Genomic DNA, 15384 nt, shown 5'->3' with positions numbered 1-15384 from the left:
CATATAAAAATAGCACACCGCCCATAAAATGAGCCTGGAGAATCGCGGGTAGAGCTGCACCACAGCCGTTTTCCCTGCGACGTCTGCCATCCGGGATACTTTTTTTGCAGCACACTCAACCAACGTACAATCAGGCGCGTCTCGCCGCACATACTGTATAAGGATTCCACGACGAACGCAGGAAGGAGGAAAAGGTTTGCCGACCTTTGTGGGAAACGTACACATTGTGAACAATTCGGGTACCGTCCAATTTGGCAACACGCTCAACAACTCTCCGAAGAGCGCAAGCAAAACCTTTTCCGGTGCGGGGAGCGACAACAGCGGCAACGTCGTGAATGTCGTCACCGAGCGAAGCGAGACGAACACATGGGACATCGGGGGCCTCAAGTGCTCCAGATGTCCCATGTGCAGAAAACGGCCCGGACGGACGAGGGGGCGGAAGCGGATATAGCGTTTTTGCAAGCAGGCAGCTGCAGCAGTGTGGACAAGCCCAGGCTGGCAGAGGAAATTAGCAACCAGTCTACCTGCTCTGTACGGATACTTCCTGATCGTTAAGCAATTCATGCAGCACGATCGGCCAGCGCTCAAAAACTTCCTTGCCGAAGATGACTTCGTCTACGTGACCGACGTGCAGCATGTCGATGATGCGGCACAGATAAGATTTTCCCATATTCCACCAGGTGTTGTAGTCATCAATAAAATAAATGTGCCGGATTTTCTTTTTTGTTTCTGTCGAAATGGCGTTGATCTCAAAGCCGTCCAGTTGTGTCTCATACACGCCGTCCGCGATTCTGCTGCCAAACGTGGTGGTATAGTAGTATTCTTTTATTTCCCAGATCGCGAGCGGATTTTCCGTACTTGGGTAGGCTCCGTCAAAGCGTCTGGACAAAATGCCTTGCAGCCTGCCCAGCTCGTCTGTGATGTAGGACAAGCTTAGCGGGTTATCGTCAAATTTGACATCCCGTCCATACTGCAATCCGTTCTGGTTGGCATATGTGCGAAGCGTGTGTTCCGTCAACATATTGAAAATGCCTGTAAAGCTCTCCATTCATGCTAAAATGGGGCATGGTTGTCAGGAGGTTTTTCATGATGAGTCGAAAAGTGCAGGACAAGCTGGAAACGAAAATAGCGGATGTCCCGCAGTTGCTGAAATGGGTCGGGAATAAACACCGTTTTGCAGAAGAGATCGTTTCCTATATGCCTGAAAAAATTGACACGTACATAGAGCCTTTTCTCGGAAGCGGCGCCGTATTGGGAAAGCTGGCAGCGGAAAAGCAAAACAGCCTGTTTCCCCGATACAATCAGGCGATTGGCGGGGATATTCTTCCTTTTCTGATCGGTATTTTTGAGTATGTCAAAAATGATCCGGACACATTGATCCGTCATTACGAGACTTGTATAAAAGATTTTAACGCGAACAGGGAACAAAAGTATTTGGAAATCAGGGAACGGTTTAATCGAACTTTCAATGCCCTTGACTTTGCCGTATTGACCAGGACGTGCTACTCGGGTGTCGTCCGCTTTCGCAAAAGCGATGGCTATATGAGCACACCAATCGGGCCGCACAAGCCGATTCCGCCAGAGGCGTTTGCCAGGCGCGTAGAGATTTGGCACCAGTTGGTAAAAGAAGTTACGTTCCTGCATAAAGATTTTCGAGAAGTGATGGAATTGGCGGACGAAGGCGACCTGGTTTATTGTGACCCGCCGTACACGCACAGCCAAAGCATTTTGTACGGTTCGCAAACGTTCAAGATCGAAGACTTATGGGAAGCGATATACGCCTGCAAGCAAAGAGGGGCAAAGGTAATGCTCTCCATTAATGGCCAGAAAAAATCGAAATCCGAAGACATCGGTGTGAAGCCGCCGGATGGCTTGTTTGCGAGAAGTATCGTGATAAATTGCGGGATTTCCATGATAAACCGTCTGCAAAGAGTCGGCGAAGAAATGGTCAATGAAGATGTGCACGACAGGCTGTTTCTCACTTGGTAATCTGGCAATGGAAAAAGAACCTGGCACCTGCACGGGTTCTTTTTTTGCGCCTTTGCTCCTGCTTGCCCGGCAGCGAACTTTTTCCACCGCGCAAGAAGTTTGCAAAACTGTCGCTTCTGACAGACGGGCCGTACATGGTAAAATAAAGCAAACTTGTTGTAACATAATGCGATCCTTGGCATGAGGGTCATTTTTTTTGAACGATCTGCACATTTTTGAAATTTATCGGCGCCGTGCCTGCCGCATGAGCGCAAACGGGTGATAGATGATGAGAAACAAACTGATGGAAGTTTTGACGCAAGAAGAGTGGGAAGAACTGCTGCAGGAAAAGGACGGGGAGTTAAAGGCCGTCTTGCGGGAGCTGGCTGATGTCAAGTATGCGCTCGACCAGTCGACGATTCTCGCCATTACCGATCACCGCGGAATCATCCTGCGGGCGAACGAGCAATTTTGCCGAATATCCAAATACAGACGCAGCGAGCTGCTCGGGCAGGATCATCGCCTGCTTAACTCCGGGTACCATCCCAAATCGTTTTTCAAGCAAATGTGGAAATGCATCGGCTCGGGAAAAGTGTGGCGGGGAGAAATCCGCAATCAGGCGAAAGACGGCAGTCTGTACTGGGTGGACACGACGATTGTCCCCCTTGTCAATGCAGAAGGGAAAATCTATCAGTACGTTTCGATTCGCAACGACATTACGGCGCGCAAGCAGATGGAGGAAGAAGTCAGAAAGAGCGAGGAATTGTACCGGCTGATCGCGGAAAATACATCAGACATCATCAGCATGATTAATGTCGAGGGAGATTTTTTGTACTTGTCTCCGGCGCACAAGGCTGTGTTCGGGCACGACATGCCGGATGAACGCTTTCACAACCTGTTCGAGTGGATTGTGGAGAGCGACAGGGACATTTTGGCCTATGCGATTCAGCATACGTATTCGACGCGAAAAGAGTACACGGTGGAATGTCGTCTCCAGACGCGCAAGGCGAAGACGATCTGGACGGAGAGCAAAATCAACCCGATTCTGGATGAAGAGGGGAACGTGAGCAAGCTGTTGCTCGTCACGCGCGACATCACGGATCGGAAACAGTCGGAGGAATTGATTCACCATCTGGCTTATCACGACCCCCTGACAGACTTGCCGAACCGGCGCATGTACGTTCAGCATCTGAGCAGGGAAATCATGCATGCCAAGCGGTTCCAGTCCAATCTGGCCGTACTGTTTCTCGATCTTGACCGCTTCAAGGACGTCAACGATTCTTTCGGTCATGATGTGGGGGATTTGCTGCTGGTGGAAGTGTCCAACCGTTTGCGGCAGTGTCTGAGACCCGGCGATGTCGTGGCGAGGCTTGGCGGAGATGAATTTACGGTGTTGTTCAGCCAGTTGAACGATCGGGAGGAAGCGGCGGTGTTGGCCGACCAGATCATGAATGCGCTGCAGGCGCCGTTTGAGTTTCACGGGCATTCCTTCAACGTGTCGTGCAGCATCGGGATCGCTTTGTTCCCGCAGGATGGCGATAATGCCGAGGATTTGCTCAAGCGGGCCGACACAGCACTGTACACGGTCAAATCGCACGGCAAAAACGGGTATGAATTTTTTGATCCGACGATGGAGGCGAAGTCGCTTGAGCGCATCCTGATGGAAAATGAGTTGCGCAAGGCGATTGAGCAGGAGCAGTTCCAAATTTACTACCAGCCCAAAATCGATATCGTGTCAGGGACGCTGACCGGGATGGAAGCGCTCGTCCGCTGGGTTCATCCGGAGCTTGGCGTGATTTCGCCGAATCGGTTCATTCCGATCGCCGAAGACACCGGAATGATTCTCAGTCTGGGGGAATGGATTCTCCGCCAGGCGTGTCGGCAAAATAAAATGTGGCACGATCAGGGCTACTCGCTGAAGGTGTCCGTCAATCTGTCCGGGAAGCAAATCTATCAGAAAGACTTCGTGGATATGATAAAAAATATTTTACAGGAAACCGGGCTGCCTGCGGAGAAGCTGGAGCTGGAAATTACGGAGAGCATTTTTATGAAGCTGGAAGAAGCCACGACTGTTTTGCAGCAAATTCGCGACATCGGCATTCACATTTCCATCGACGACTTTGGAACAGGCTACAGCTCGTTCAGCTATATTAAAAGCTTGCCGGTAGACACGATCAAGATTGACGCGTCCTTTATCCGGGATATTCACTATAACCAGGAAAGTCAGGCGATTGTCAAAGCGATCGTGACGATTGCGCAAAGCCTGAACATGAACGTGATTGCAGAAGGCATCGAGCTGGACGATCAGGTGGCGGCCTTGCAGGAAAATGGCTGCGATCTCGGACAGGGCTATTTGTTCAGCCGTCCGTTGGCTACCGATGACTTTGACCGTTATTTGCGCAAGGAATTGGCGTAATGCCAATCGCGGCAAGCGCTTGAATAAGAGCGCACACAAAAAGCTCTGAAGCACCCCGGCAGCAGGAAGCTTGGATCGCCCCTTTGCGGATTTCATCGCGGATGTACGTCGAGCTGATGCCCATGTTGATGCCTTGCGCAACAGCGGGTCTTCCGCGACCAGGTCGGCAGGCGGAGGCAGCGCGTCCAGCTCTATACTTGTCGTGTCTTCCAGAGCTTATTTTTTCACGACAGGCATGCCCAGCTGGTTTTGAAAATGTCTCAAGGCCCACTCGTGTCCGACCGGATTGAAGCTGGCGACGGCATCCTCGTGAATGACGACGCGAAACCCTTGGTAAAAGCCTTCAATTGCTGTATGCAGGACGCAAATGTCGGTGCAGACGCCGACAAGGTGAATTTCCTCGATGCCGCGCGAGCGCAGCTGTAGCGCGAGGTCTGTTCCCTGAAAGGCGCTGTAGCGGGTTTTGTCCATCCAGTAAATCGTGTCCTCAAATTCTTCATAAATGTCCTGGATGCTGCCGTACAGGTTGCGGCCAGCGGTGCCGATGATGTTGTGCGGTGGGTACAGGCCGGTTTCCGGGTGGTACGGGTCCTGCTCCTTGTGGGCGTCCACGGCCATCACGACAAAATCGCCTTCTGCGAGAAAATCGCGGATCAGCTCGCCGATGCGCTCTTCGATAACCTGGCCAGGTTCCTTGCAGGTCAGCGCTCCATCGGCCGCGACAAAGTCATTCGTGTAGTCGATCACGATCAAGGCTTTCATGGAAATCAACCTCCTGAAATAAGTGTGGTCGTGCTTTTTGGAAAGCATGGCAGTGCGTGTGGCTTGCAGGCAGCGCACGCTCCTGCTCTTCTTTCTGTAGCGCATAGCGCAGTCGGTTTACGTTGATTTTATGGTATGATAACGTTTTAACAATGTAAATACGAAAATGCAAAAATTTTCCAGTAAAATAGAGACATTTGAGAGATTCAAACGCTGGGGATAGGGGAGATCCTGCTTTTGGCAGGGCGAAAAGGTCTTTCTCCCAATAAGTTGTCGGTTGACAACGGCCGAAAACCTTTTTATAATCTGAGACATTCACTCATACGATACATGGCTGTGATAAGGAAAGTAGAAAAGAGATTTGACGTCCAGAGAGCTGCCTGATTGCTGGGAGGGCGGCCGCGAACTCTTTTTGAAAGCCACCTTGGAGCTCTGCTTTTGAACCTTCAGTAGAAAGCAGCGGACTTTTCCCCACGTTACGGGGTGCATGTCTTCGCTTTGGAGACTGCGTGAGTTTGCCTTTTGCGAGAAAGGCAAAAAAGCTGAGTGGTACCGCGATACCTTCGCCTCAGCAATCCGATTCATGAGATCATGAGTCGGGTTGCTGGGGCTTTTTGATTTTTGCCAAAAAGAAAAAGAATGGAGTGGTAGGGAATGGATCGCTTGAAGCAAAGGGAACTGTTGCACCTGTTGGAAGAAGACAGCCGCATGAGCGCCGAGCAGATCGGCAAAATGCTGGCAGAGCCGACTGAGGTAATCGAGCAGGCGATTGCGGAGCTGGAAGCCGAGAAGGTGATCGTGAAATACCCGGCGCTGGTCAACTGGGAGCGCGTGGAAGACCATCCGTACGTCAACGCCATGATCGACGTCAAGGTGACACCCAAGCGCGACGTCGGTTTTGATGAGGTGGCCCAGCGCATTTGCCGCTTCCCGGAAGTGAAGGCCGTCTACCTGATGTCCGGTGCCAGCTACGATTTGTCGATCATTCTCGAAGGAAAGACGATGAAAGAGGTCGCCACTTTCGTATCGCAAAAGCTGGCGACGCTCGACTCTGTGGTGTCGACAGCCACGCACTTTATTTTGAAACGCTACAAGCACGACGGCATTGAGCTGGAAGATCGTGACGAAGATCGCAGGATGGTGGTTACGCCGTGAGTACACAACTGACAGTCAAAAAAAATCGTTTGTCTTCTACAGTCGCATCCTTGAAGCCATCGGGCATTCGCCGCTTTTTCGACCTGGCGGCGTCGATGGAAGGGGTCATCTCGTTGGGAGTCGGGGAACCGGATTTCGTGACGCCATGGCGCATGCGCGAGGCTTCGATTTCCTCTCTGGAGCGCGGGCACACTGCGTACACCTCCAACGCAGGGATGCTGCCGCTGCGCGTGGAGATTCAAAAGTATCTGGAAGAGCGCTTTTCGGTCAGCTATCATCCCGAGACGGAAATTCTCGTGACCGTTGGAGCCAGCGAAGCGATTGACATCGCGCTGCGCGCTATCCTCGATCCGGGCGACGAGGTGCTGGTGGTCGAGCCGTGCTACGTCTCCTACGAGCCTGTGATTCGTCTGGCAGGGGGAGTGCCGAAGTTTTTGAAAACGACGATGGAGAACCAGTTCAAGCTGACGCCAGAGGAGCTTGCGGCAAACATCTCCGAGCGCACAAAAGCGATCATTTTCTGCTATCCGAACAACCCGACAGGAGGTACGATGACGGCAGACGAATGGAAGACGCTTTTGCCGATCATCGAAAAGCACGACCTCCTGGTGATCTCCGACGAAATTTACGCCGAGTTGACTTACGGACGCATGCACGACAGCATCGCGGCTCTGCCGGGGATGAAGGAGCGGACGATTTTGATTTCCGGCTTTTCCAAGGCGTTTGCCATGACGGGCTGGCGTCTCGGGTACGTGTGTGCGACGCCTGACCTCCTGGCTGGCATGCTGAAAATTCACCAGTACACGATGCTGTGTGCGCCGACGATGGCACAGATGGCGGCGCTCGAAGCTTTGCGCCATGGGCGCGGCGATATGGAGCGGATGATCGAGAGCTACCGCCAGCGCCGCAACTACGTAGTCGACGGCTTCCGCCAGATCGGGCTTACATGCCACGAGCCGGACGGAGCGTTCTACGCATTCCCTTCCGTGGCGGCGACAGGACTTAGCTCTGCCGAGTTTGCCGAAAAGCTGCTGATGGAAGAAAAGGTGGCGGTCGTGCCGGGGGACGTGTTCGGCGAGAGCGGGCAAGGACACATTCGCTGCTCGTATGCAACGTCCATGGAGCAGTTGAAAAAGGCGCTGGAACGGATGGAGCGCTTGATGGAACGGTTGCGGTAAACAGAACAAGAGGAGGACAGTCGCAGGGCTGTCCTCTTTTCTGTCGCGGTCGCGGGTACGGTCGTCTGTGTGAGAACGACAAAAGGCAACGACTCGTACTGTTGATTTACCTGGTCGTTTTTCCATGCTTCGGCTTTTGCGGTGTTGCTTTCATTCAGCGCTGTCTGCGACACAAAAAAAGATTCCCTGCGATTGAGGGAATCTTTTGGCGTGCTGGCTGCAGACGCTGTATCTTACTCATCCATGCTGAGATCGACTTTGTCCAGCGGCACCAGCTTGCTTTTTTTCGTATATTTGTAAACGAGCCAGACGATCAAAAACAGCGGAAGTCCGATATAAGAGACGAGAACGCCGTTCCAGTCGATTTCTCCGCCCAGGAACGCGGAGTAGTTCTGGCCGATAATGACAATGCAGCAAATAATGAAAGCGAAGATCGGACCGAACGGGAACAGCTTCGCCCGGTACGGCAAATCGCGCAGATCGCGTCCTTGCGCCAGATAAGCTTTGCGGAAACGATAATGGCTGACGGCGATTCCGAGCCAGGCGATGAAGCCGGACATACCGGAGGCGTTCAACAGCCACACGTACACTTCACCATCACCGAACAGCGAGGACAAAAACGCCAGTGCGCCAATGGCAGCCGTCATGATGAGGGCATTGACGGGTACGCCGCTGCGTGTCACTTTGGCAAACAATTTAGGTGCTTTGCCTTCTTTCGCCAGCACCCACAGCATGCGCGTAGAAGCGTACATGCCCGAGTTCCCCGCCGACAGGACAGAAGTGAGGATGACCGCGTTCATGACGGAAGCGGCAAAGGCAAAGCCGGCCTTTTCAAATACGATTGTAAACGGACTGATGGCAATATCGGTAATATCTCCGCTGATGAGATTCGGGTTGTCGTACGGGACGAGCAGCCCGATAATCAGGATCGCGAAAATATAGAAGAGAAGGATGCGCCAAAAAATCTGGCGAATCGCTTTTGGGATGTTGCGGCCAGGGTCTTCGCTCTCCCCGGCAGCTACACCGACCAGCTCGGTTCCCTGGAACGAGAACCCGGCAATCATGAACACGCCCAGAAGGGCCATGAAGCCGCCGTTGAATGGCGCGTCGCCTTTGGTGAAGTTTTGGAAGCCGACTGCTTCGCCGCCCATGATGCCAAAAATCATCAGCACACCGATCGCGATAAAGGCAATGACAGTCACGACTTTAATCAGGGCAAACCAGTATTCCGATTCGCCGTAGCCTTTGACAGACAACAGGTTAAGAGTAAACATAAGGGCGAGGAACAGGGCACTCCACAAAATGGCGGGAGTATCCGGGAACCAGTATTTCATAATCAACGCCGCGGCGGATAGCTCGACGGCAATCGTAATGGCCCAGTTGTACCAGTAATTCCAGCCCAGCGCGAAGCCGAGCGACGGATCGACGAATTTGGTAGCGTAGGTGGAAAAGGAGCCGGATACCGGCATGAAGGCTGCCATTTCCCCCAGGCTGGTCATCAAAAAGTAAACCATGATACTGATGGCGATGTAGGCGACCAAGGCTCCGCCTGGTCCAGCTTCGTGAATCGAGCCTCCACTCGCCAGGAACAGTCCTGTTCCGATGGAGCCGCCAATGGCGATCATCGTCAAATGGCGGGCTTTCAAACCACGTTGCAGTTGATTCTGTGACATACGATGCTTGCACGACCTTTCTGAAATTTTGAGAAGGTCGGTCGGAAACGAAAAAACCGCCAATAGCCAAAAAACGGCACAGGGCGGTATAATCCAATCCCCACCAAGCCTTCACTGAAGATAGCACACCACGTTTGCCCGGCATGCAAACGTGACAGTTCTGTCCCTTTCGGGTACAGCCCCAGCCCATGCGCACAGAGATACGCGATGAACTTCGGCGACTTTTCCCTTTCCTGGAGTCATTGATCTCTTCTGAATCTCGTACAGGATGACATAAAAGCCGCGACCTCTATCCTCACCGTGAATGATGAGGATAACATGTATTGAATTGATTTACTTATCAACTATATAAGATTGGTGAGGATTTATCAATGTAAAAGTTTGGCTATTCAAATGACCGACGCGCAGGCCAGGAGCCTTGCAGCTTACGGATTTGCACGATTTGTCCTGTGTGAAAAGCGTCATGGAGGATGATGCTCATCACCCTTTTCCCGACCGGGGCGTTCGCAAGCGGCTGATCGAATTGTTCCTCTGACAGCGCGGCGAGCTTTTCCTGAATCTGCTGATGAACGGCTTCCAGGCGCTGCAACGTAGCTTGCCAGGCAGCTTCGTCATCAGCTCCCCCAGAAGGCCGGAACGTGTCGTCGTTCGTCTTGGCCGTATGGATAAATTCCGTGCCGGACAGACGATGCAGCAACTGTTCCTTGTAGTAAAGCAGGTGGCTGACATTTTCCCAAATCGTGTTGGCGGCCTCGCCTTCCGGTCGCCAGCTTGCTTGCGCAGCCGTTACCCCGGCCAGGGCGTCCTTGAGCGGCGGAAACCAGTCTTCCTTGTCATACGTGCATTCCCAGTAGTGAGCAAGCAGTTCCATCCGGTTCATGTGGTTCCTCCTCGTCTATTAAACAGATTGGTGAAGCGTTATAATGGCATGGCAAAAAGAAATGCTTTGTAACCATCAAAAATGGTTATGATAGTTACGAATTTAGAGTACCATATGTTGGTTTTTCATACAAGAAGCAAAAGAGAAGAAGAACAGATGGGGGAAGAGTGAAGTGGACTGGCTGTGCATTGATTTTTTAAACAGTGATTGGCGTGACTCGCGCGGTTCTGGCCGCAGGGAAAATCGGCTGGCGAAGCAGGAATGGCTGGAGCGGTTTTTGCGGAAGTACGATTTGCATGCTCCGTTGCCGATTGATGAGGCGAGTGCGGCGGCGCTGCTCCATATGCGCGAATATATGCGCGGCTTGCTGGAGCAGGTTGTGCGTGGAGAAGTTTTGCGCCAGGAGGATTTGGAGGAGTTGAATCAGACGCTCGCGAAGGCGCCTTTTTACGTTCGCGTCATCACTGCGGACAAGGAGAGCGGCTATCAGCAGGAGATGGTCAGCACCGCAAGCGGCTGGGAGCTGGTGATGGCCCGCATTGCGGCTTCCTTTGCCGAACTGTTGCTTCCGGCGCACGTACAACGCGTCAAGATTTGCGACAACGAGGACTGCCGTTGGGTGTTTTACGATGAAAGCCGCAACCGGGTGCGCCGCTGGTGCGATGACAAAATGTGCGGCAATCTGATGAAAGTGCGCCGTTTTCGGGAGCGGCAAAAGGAGAAAAAGTGAGGGGATACGAGGCGCTATGGAAGATACCAGCGCCTTTTTGTTTTGGTTGGAAAACCGATTGACGTCCGTACATGAGGACGAGTTTTTCAGCAGGAAAAGGCAAAGGACGCACATGGAAAGGAAGATTGAGACATAATAAGAAGCAAGCAATGCGGGAACGGAAGTGAGGTGGCAAAATGAGTCGGAAACGAAAACGATGGTGGAGGGTGCTGGTGCTGTTTTTGCTCATCGGAGCCTGTACAGCGATCTGGTATTTGCGGCCTTATCAGCCCAATCAGGCGGCAAAAGACGCGATGCAGGGAGGCGAAGGAATTACGGTGATCGACACGGGGGACTGGATCGCTTTTGAAGGAGGGGAAACGCGTGAGCCCGGTCTGATTTTGTATCCGGGTGCCCTGGTCAAGGCGGAGAGCTATGCGCCAATTGCCCGCGCCCTGGCTGGTTCCGGCTATCGGGTATTTATTGCACGGATGCCGCTGAATTTGGCGATCACCGATGTCGAGCGGGCCAACCAGGTGTTAAAAGCGTATCCGCAGCAGTCGTTTGTCATCGGGGGGCACTCTCTCGGCGGCACGATGGCAGCCAGATACGCGGTCAGCCAGCCCGACCGGATTGAAGGCGTCATTTTGCTGGGAGCATATCCGGACAAGCGCGGGAATTTGAAAGAAGCGGGTGTACCCGTACTGTCGCTGCTCGGCTCGCGCGATGGAGTCATTGACCGGAAAAAATACGAAGAGAACAAACAATTTTTGCCTGCGGAGACGGTGTACATGTCCATCGAAGGCGGCAATCACGCGCAGTTTGGCAGCTACGGGCCGCAGGAGGGCGACCAGCCTGCTGCCATCACACCGCAGGAGCAGTGGCAGCAGACCGTGGCAGCGATCAAGGACTGGCTACTGACCGATGTCATGGCCCGTTAGCGAGATGATGCCCGATACGACGCCGGTGATGCGGATGTTTTCGGACGGCAAAAGCAGCGGCTCGTCCTCTGCGCGCGTCGTCGTAAACAGGCATTCCACCGGATTGACGTCCGCGGCGATCCGGACGAGAAACTGCCCTTCCTGCCTGATAAGAACAGGTCTGTTGTGAATCGGCTCTGTGGAAAAGTCGGAGATGAGCAGCGCATCGCCCGGCATGATCCCAAGGCCGCGCAAACCGTCGTCACGCATGATAAGGGCGAAGCGCGCCACATGGTAACTTGCCACCTCAAGCGACGGTCTGAGCGACAGCTCCTCGTCATGGTCGAGGGGCAGCTCGAAAAAATCGCGGCTGTAAGCGTCGCCGGCTATGAAAATACGTTTCAAGAAAATCGCCTCCGAAAAGATGGTCAGTCAAAAATCGAGCGTCCTGCTAATCGTAGACGGGAAACCCTTTGGCGTACAGGCGGCTGAGAATCCGTTCAAAACGGGTGCGGGCAAGCGCGAGCGGAACCTGGAAGCGGGCCGCCAACAGAGCGGGTGCCTGGTAGCGCGAGCAATCCGCCAGCACGGAGCCCATCATGTAGTACGGCATCAAGAGGTGCTCGGCGAAGTGGTTCGCCTGTGATTCCTGCCAGTCGATCATCCATTCGCTGCATTGTGGCTGTACCCCTTCGTGCAGCAGCAGGTGCCCCAGCTCATGGGCGATTTTTACCCGCTGCGTCGCGGTGTCCAGCCGCTCGTCTACGGCGATGATGTAGCGGTTCGGCTGGGTAGGGTGTGCGTGGGCGCGGCTTCTGCCGTGGATGAACCGGATCTCGATGCCGTACGTTTCGCAAAGCTGCGTCAGGTTGATTTGCTCTGGCAACTCTATGCCGTGATGGCGAAGCAAGAGGTACACGCGGCTCTCCAGCCATGTTTGCGGTTTGCCAATTTCTTGCAAAAGGGAGAAGTGCATCAGGAACCTCCGGAAACCATTGGAACATACGTTCTGTTTTGTCACGAAAAGAATACCCCCGTGAAGGGGTTATTTTTTTTTCAGTTCTTCTGTGATGTCAAACAAGGAAGGAGGACGTGTCTCGCGCACCTGGCGCGTTTTCCACTGCCGTTTCAAGTCGTACCAGTAGCGGCGGATTTCTTTCTTTTCCTCCTCTGAAGCTTCCAGATAGCCATCCAAAAAGTAGTAGTCATCCGGATCGTCGATCTTCTCCTGCAACAGCTCGTCCAGCGAGCGGTGGTCAGCCTGTGCAGATGCGGTAGCGACATAGGCAGCCCCATCGTCGGTCCGTCCCAGGAGCCAATCGGTTGTTACCTCCAAAATGTCTGCGAGTTGCATCAGCATGTCATTGGGAGGGGTGCTGTGATTGTTTTCGTAGTTGCTGATCGTTCCCTTGGTCGTGCGGACACGTTCTGCCAGCTCTTCCTGGGTCAGACCTTTTGCCTTGCGAGCTGTGCGTAACCGCTGAGATAGCATGAGCGCGCCAGTCCTTCCGTTGCAGATGTACAACTATATTGTACTAAATCAAAAGCAGGAAGGAAAGCTTGTATGTTAATTTTGTATTTTTTGTTTGACATACAAGAATGTTGTACATTATGATGCTTATGCAAACAAAAACAGGAACATTTGTTCTGTTTTGTGCAAAAGGAGGTGGACGCTTTGTTGGAACAAGTGCCTTGCGCCGCTGGGCTGTCGCAGAAGCGATCCGAATTTGCTGCGAGAGCAGGCCATGCATGAAGACAAAAAAAGGAAGAGGTGAGAGTACATGAGAGGAAAAACGGTTGTTTTCCTGCTGCTGCTGGCCGTTTTCGCCGTTGCTTGCTTTCCTGGGCGGACGGTTACAGCAGGAGAAGATCCGCTCGCTGACATCTACGAGATGGACCAGGAGTTGTTGAAGCTTTCGCAGACGTTTGCCTTTTTCCAGGAGGTCGCGTCGCGCAAAAATAATGAATCGCTCGCAAAGCAAATTGGCGAGGAAGCGTCCGTGTTGATCGGACAGGCCAAGGAGCTGCATCACATCGAGACAGCAGCGAACGAGGCGGAGCGAGTCAGGCAGCTAGCGGCAGTAGAGCAGCAGTTGTTGGCGAAAAAAGCGCCGCTTGCCGACTTGCTGCGCACGTACAACGAAAAGGCGAACGCTTACTGGGAGCAGCTTTTGCCAGAGCTGTCCGCCGCCCGAACGGGCAAAAGCAGCGCGAAGCAAATGAGTCTGCGCGCAGCGAGCGCCGTTCTGGACCCGTTCGAGCCGAATGACGATTTCGATACAGCTTATCCGATCACGAGAGGAAATTTGTACAGCGCCAAGCTCTCCAGAAAAGAGGACATCGACGTATATCGCTACGATTCGGGAGCGCAAGCCGGACAAGCCACGGTCACTTTGTCCGTCCCCAACGATGTGAATTACGACCTGATTGTCGTCGAGGCACCGAACAAGGTGCTTGGCACGAGCATGAAGCCGACATTGGGACAAGACGAGATCATCACGTTCCAGGTCGAGCCGCACAAGACGTATTATTTTTCCGTATTCAGCATGGATCGCCACTACAGCGAAACTTCGGAATACACGCTCGCGCTCAGCGAAGTGACGACAGTGCTCGGACTCAATCAGCCTGTCGATATCAGCCTGCCTGCCGGAGAAATTCCAACGTATCGCTTCACGGCTCCGATCACAGGCAACTACCGGATTTACACAAGTCCGTACGGCGGTTTTGGGCCATTGTTTGACACCTTTCTGATCCTGTCTCGCGATGAGCAGTTGAAGCAAATCGTGGATTTCAACGACGAAGCGACGCCAGGCTCGCTCTTTTCCGAAATCAACGTTCCGCTTGAGGCAGGGGTAACGTATTTTGTCTACGTCACCTCCTATGACAAGACCAAAGGCGTTCACGCCAGACTGACAGCAGCGCTGGATACAAAGGCAGCCGTTGCCGCGTCTGTCCTGCATGAATCCGCCGCCAACGACGGAAGCGTCACCGAGCAGCAGGCCATCACGATCACGAGCGGAATGCTTGCAGCGGATGCAGCAAGTGCGGTATCCGTCAGCAACGTGCCGCCCGGACTGACGCCGATGGTAACAAGGGAGAGCGACTCCAGGCTTACGATCCAATTCGCGGGAAAAGCGCTCGCTCACGAGCAGAAGCACAGCGTGGCGAATTTGTTCGTGACGATTCCCAAAGCCAAGGTGGCCGGGATGGATGCAGATGTAATCGCGGGTCCTTTTGCCATCGAATTTGCCGACACAGAAAGCTTGTTCATGAACGCGCCGCAAGATGTCCATTTAGGGCCAGGCGGCAAAAAAATCGTGAAGTTTACGCCGCCGGCTTCGGGCAGCTTCGAGATTTTTACGAGCTTTTACGGCGGCAATCCTGCGGAGGGGGCGAGCAATACGCAGCTTGCCGTCTATGAAGATTACGCAGGCACGCGGCTTTTGGCGGCCAATGACGACGGCGGTCAACCGCCTTTTTCCAAGGTGAGCCTGTCCATGCAAAAGGGAGAGGATTACTACATCGCCTTGTCAGCGGCAGACAACGGCGCGGTGCATGCGCGGCTTGCTGTCCGTTACTTGGGCGTGGAATACGTCTACAACGCAAAAGGCCAGCTTGTGCAGATCAGGCAAAACGGCAAAATATTGACGGAGTTTACGTATGACGGCAACGGAAATCTTACGCGCAAGCTGATTCATCAATAAGAGGAGCCATTCCTGTAAT

General features: G+C 53.3%; 15 protein-coding genes, 1 riboswitch and 1 other annotated feature. Of the genes, 8 read left to right on the top strand and 7 right to left on the bottom strand.

Going from position 1 to position 15384, the window contains the following annotated elements:
- The first annotated feature begins 196 nt into the window (after window positions 1–196).
- The gene (locus tag EDM57_RS22535; protein WP_122906913.1) at window positions 197–451 is read left to right on the top strand and encodes a spore germination protein; all 255 of its coding nucleotides are present in this window, start codon (window positions 197–199) and stop codon (window positions 449–451) included.
- Between the two features lie 69 nt (window positions 452–520).
- On the opposite strand, the gene EDM57_RS22530 is transcribed toward EDM57_RS22535, so the two are convergent.
- Window positions 521–1048 (bottom strand): DUF7687 domain-containing protein, encoded by a 528-nt coding sequence (locus EDM57_RS22530; protein WP_425455831.1) that lies wholly within the window; start codon window positions 1046–1048, stop codon window positions 521–523.
- A 38-nt stretch (window positions 1049–1086) separates the two neighbouring features.
- Here EDM57_RS22530 and EDM57_RS22525 point away from each other — a divergent pair, with 38 nt between their 5' ends.
- The gene (locus EDM57_RS22525) at window positions 1087–1989 is read left to right on the top strand and encodes a DNA adenine methylase (RefSeq protein WP_122906912.1); all 903 of its coding nucleotides are present in this window, start codon (window positions 1087–1089) and stop codon (window positions 1987–1989) included.
- 283 nt (window positions 1990–2272) lie between these two features.
- Window positions 2273–4384 (top strand): sensor domain-containing protein, encoded by a 2112-nt coding sequence (locus EDM57_RS22520; protein WP_425455832.1) that lies wholly within the window; start codon window positions 2273–2275, stop codon window positions 4382–4384.
- A 216-nt stretch (window positions 4385–4600) separates the two neighbouring features.
- Here EDM57_RS22520 and EDM57_RS22510 read toward each other — a convergent pair whose 3' ends face one another.
- Complete coding sequence (locus EDM57_RS22510) at window positions 4601–5146, bottom strand: cysteine hydrolase family protein (RefSeq protein ID WP_122906910.1); 546 nt, start codon at window positions 5144–5146, stop codon at window positions 4601–4603.
- A 327-nt stretch (window positions 5147–5473) separates the two neighbouring features.
- Window positions 5474–5720, top strand: a binding site (T-box leader).
- 80 nt (window positions 5721–5800) lie between these two features.
- Here EDM57_RS22510 and EDM57_RS22505 point away from each other — a divergent pair.
- Window positions 5801–6301 (top strand): Lrp/AsnC family transcriptional regulator, encoded by a 501-nt coding sequence (locus tag EDM57_RS22505; RefSeq protein ID WP_122906909.1) that lies wholly within the window; start codon window positions 5801–5803, stop codon window positions 6299–6301.
- Complete coding sequence (locus tag EDM57_RS22500; protein ID WP_122906908.1) at window positions 6298–7479, top strand: aminotransferase; 1182 nt, start codon at window positions 6298–6300, stop codon at window positions 7477–7479. Before EDM57_RS22505 ends, EDM57_RS22500 begins: the two co-directional genes overlap by 4 nt.
- 233 nt (window positions 7480–7712) lie before the next feature.
- Here the strand turns inward: EDM57_RS22500 and EDM57_RS22495 are convergent, their stop codons facing one another.
- Together EDM57_RS22495 and EDM57_RS22490 are read right to left on the bottom strand one after the other, a co-directional pair.
- Window positions 7713–9152, bottom strand: a complete 1440-nt coding sequence (locus EDM57_RS22495) for an amino acid permease (RefSeq protein ID WP_122906935.1) — start codon at window positions 9150–9152, stop codon at window positions 7713–7715.
- A 113-nt stretch (window positions 9153–9265) separates the two neighbouring features.
- Window positions 9266–9452: riboswitch (Lysine riboswitch) on the bottom strand.
- Window positions 9453–9537: 85 nt separating this feature from the next.
- A complete protein-coding gene (locus EDM57_RS22490) occupies window positions 9538–10032 on the bottom strand; it encodes a DinB family protein (RefSeq protein ID WP_122906907.1) in 495 nt (164 codons plus the stop codon).
- 172 nt (window positions 10033–10204) lie between these two features.
- On the opposite strand from EDM57_RS22490, the gene EDM57_RS22485 reads away from it, so the two are divergent.
- Window positions 10205–10762 (top strand): CGNR zinc finger domain-containing protein, encoded by a 558-nt coding sequence (locus tag EDM57_RS22485; protein ID WP_122906906.1) that lies wholly within the window; start codon window positions 10205–10207, stop codon window positions 10760–10762.
- A gap of 176 nt (window positions 10763–10938) precedes the next feature.
- On the top strand, window positions 10939–11682 hold the full coding sequence (locus EDM57_RS22480) for an alpha/beta fold hydrolase (RefSeq protein ID WP_122906905.1): 744 nt from the start codon (window positions 10939–10941) through the stop codon (window positions 11680–11682).
- On the opposite strand, the gene EDM57_RS22475 is transcribed toward EDM57_RS22480, so the two are convergent.
- The 3 genes from EDM57_RS22475 to EDM57_RS22465 form a co-directional block, all read right to left on the bottom strand.
- Entirely contained in the window at window positions 11656–12066 is a 411-nt protein-coding gene (locus tag EDM57_RS22475; RefSeq protein WP_122906904.1) for a hypothetical protein, read from the bottom strand. The two genes, EDM57_RS22480 and EDM57_RS22475, sit on opposite strands and share 27 nt — an antisense overlap.
- Window positions 12067–12112: 46 nt before the next feature.
- Window positions 12113–12637, bottom strand: coding sequence for an ImmA/IrrE family metallo-endopeptidase (locus tag EDM57_RS22470; protein ID WP_122906903.1), 525 nt, complete (start codon window positions 12635–12637; stop codon window positions 12113–12115).
- A gap of 69 nt (window positions 12638–12706) precedes the next feature.
- Complete coding sequence (locus tag EDM57_RS22465; RefSeq protein WP_122906902.1) at window positions 12707–13153, bottom strand: helix-turn-helix domain-containing protein; 447 nt, start codon at window positions 13151–13153, stop codon at window positions 12707–12709.
- 289 nt (window positions 13154–13442) lie between these two features.
- Between EDM57_RS22465 and EDM57_RS22460 the strand changes: the two genes are divergently transcribed.
- Window positions 13443–15365: an RHS repeat domain-containing protein gene (locus tag EDM57_RS22460; protein WP_122906901.1), complete on the top strand. Its 1923-nt coding sequence runs from the start codon at window positions 13443–13445 to the stop codon at window positions 15363–15365.
- Window positions 15366–15384 lie beyond the last annotated feature (19 nt).

It is taken from the genome of Brevibacillus gelatini, from assembly GCF_003710935.1.
Taxonomy (GTDB): Bacteria; Bacillota; Bacilli; order Brevibacillales; family Brevibacillaceae; genus Brevibacillus; species Brevibacillus gelatini.
Note: the sequence above shows the minus strand (reverse complement) of the source record. Positions and strands in the feature narration are given on the sequence as shown.

What these genes read in the sequence shown, in the direction of transcription:
- EDM57_RS22480 (WP_122906905.1), top strand. Translation starts at nt 10,939, where the DNA reads ATGAGTCGGAAACGAAAACGATGGTGGAGGGTGCTGGTGCTGTTTTTG.
- EDM57_RS22460 (WP_122906901.1), top strand. Translation starts at nt 13,443, where the DNA reads ATGAGAGGAAAAACGGTTGTTTTCCTGCTGCTGCTGGCCGTTTTCGCC.
- EDM57_RS22490 (WP_122906907.1), bottom strand. Translation starts at nt 10,032, where the DNA reads ATGAACCGGATGGAACTGCTTGCTCACTACTGGGAATGCACGTATGAC.
- EDM57_RS22495 (WP_122906935.1), bottom strand. Translation starts at nt 9,152, where the DNA reads ATGTCACAGAATCAACTGCAACGTGGTTTGAAAGCCCGCCATTTGACG.
- EDM57_RS22530 (WP_425455831.1), bottom strand. Translation starts at nt 1,048, where the DNA reads ATGGAGAGCTTTACAGGCATTTTCAATATGTTGACGGAACACACGCTT.
- EDM57_RS22525 (WP_122906912.1), top strand. Translation starts at nt 1,087, where the DNA reads ATGATGAGTCGAAAAGTGCAGGACAAGCTGGAAACGAAAATAGCGGAT.
- EDM57_RS22520 (WP_425455832.1), top strand. Translation starts at nt 2,273, where the DNA reads ATGGAAGTTTTGACGCAAGAAGAGTGGGAAGAACTGCTGCAGGAAAAG.
- EDM57_RS22465 (WP_122906902.1), bottom strand. Translation starts at nt 13,153, where the DNA reads ATGCTATCTCAGCGGTTACGCACAGCTCGCAAGGCAAAAGGTCTGACC.
- EDM57_RS22470 (WP_122906903.1), bottom strand. Translation starts at nt 12,637, where the DNA reads ATGCACTTCTCCCTTTTGCAAGAAATTGGCAAACCGCAAACATGGCTG.
- EDM57_RS22510 (WP_122906910.1), bottom strand. Translation starts at nt 5,146, where the DNA reads ATGAAAGCCTTGATCGTGATCGACTACACGAATGACTTTGTCGCGGCC.
- EDM57_RS22505 (WP_122906909.1), top strand. Translation starts at nt 5,801, where the DNA reads ATGGATCGCTTGAAGCAAAGGGAACTGTTGCACCTGTTGGAAGAAGAC.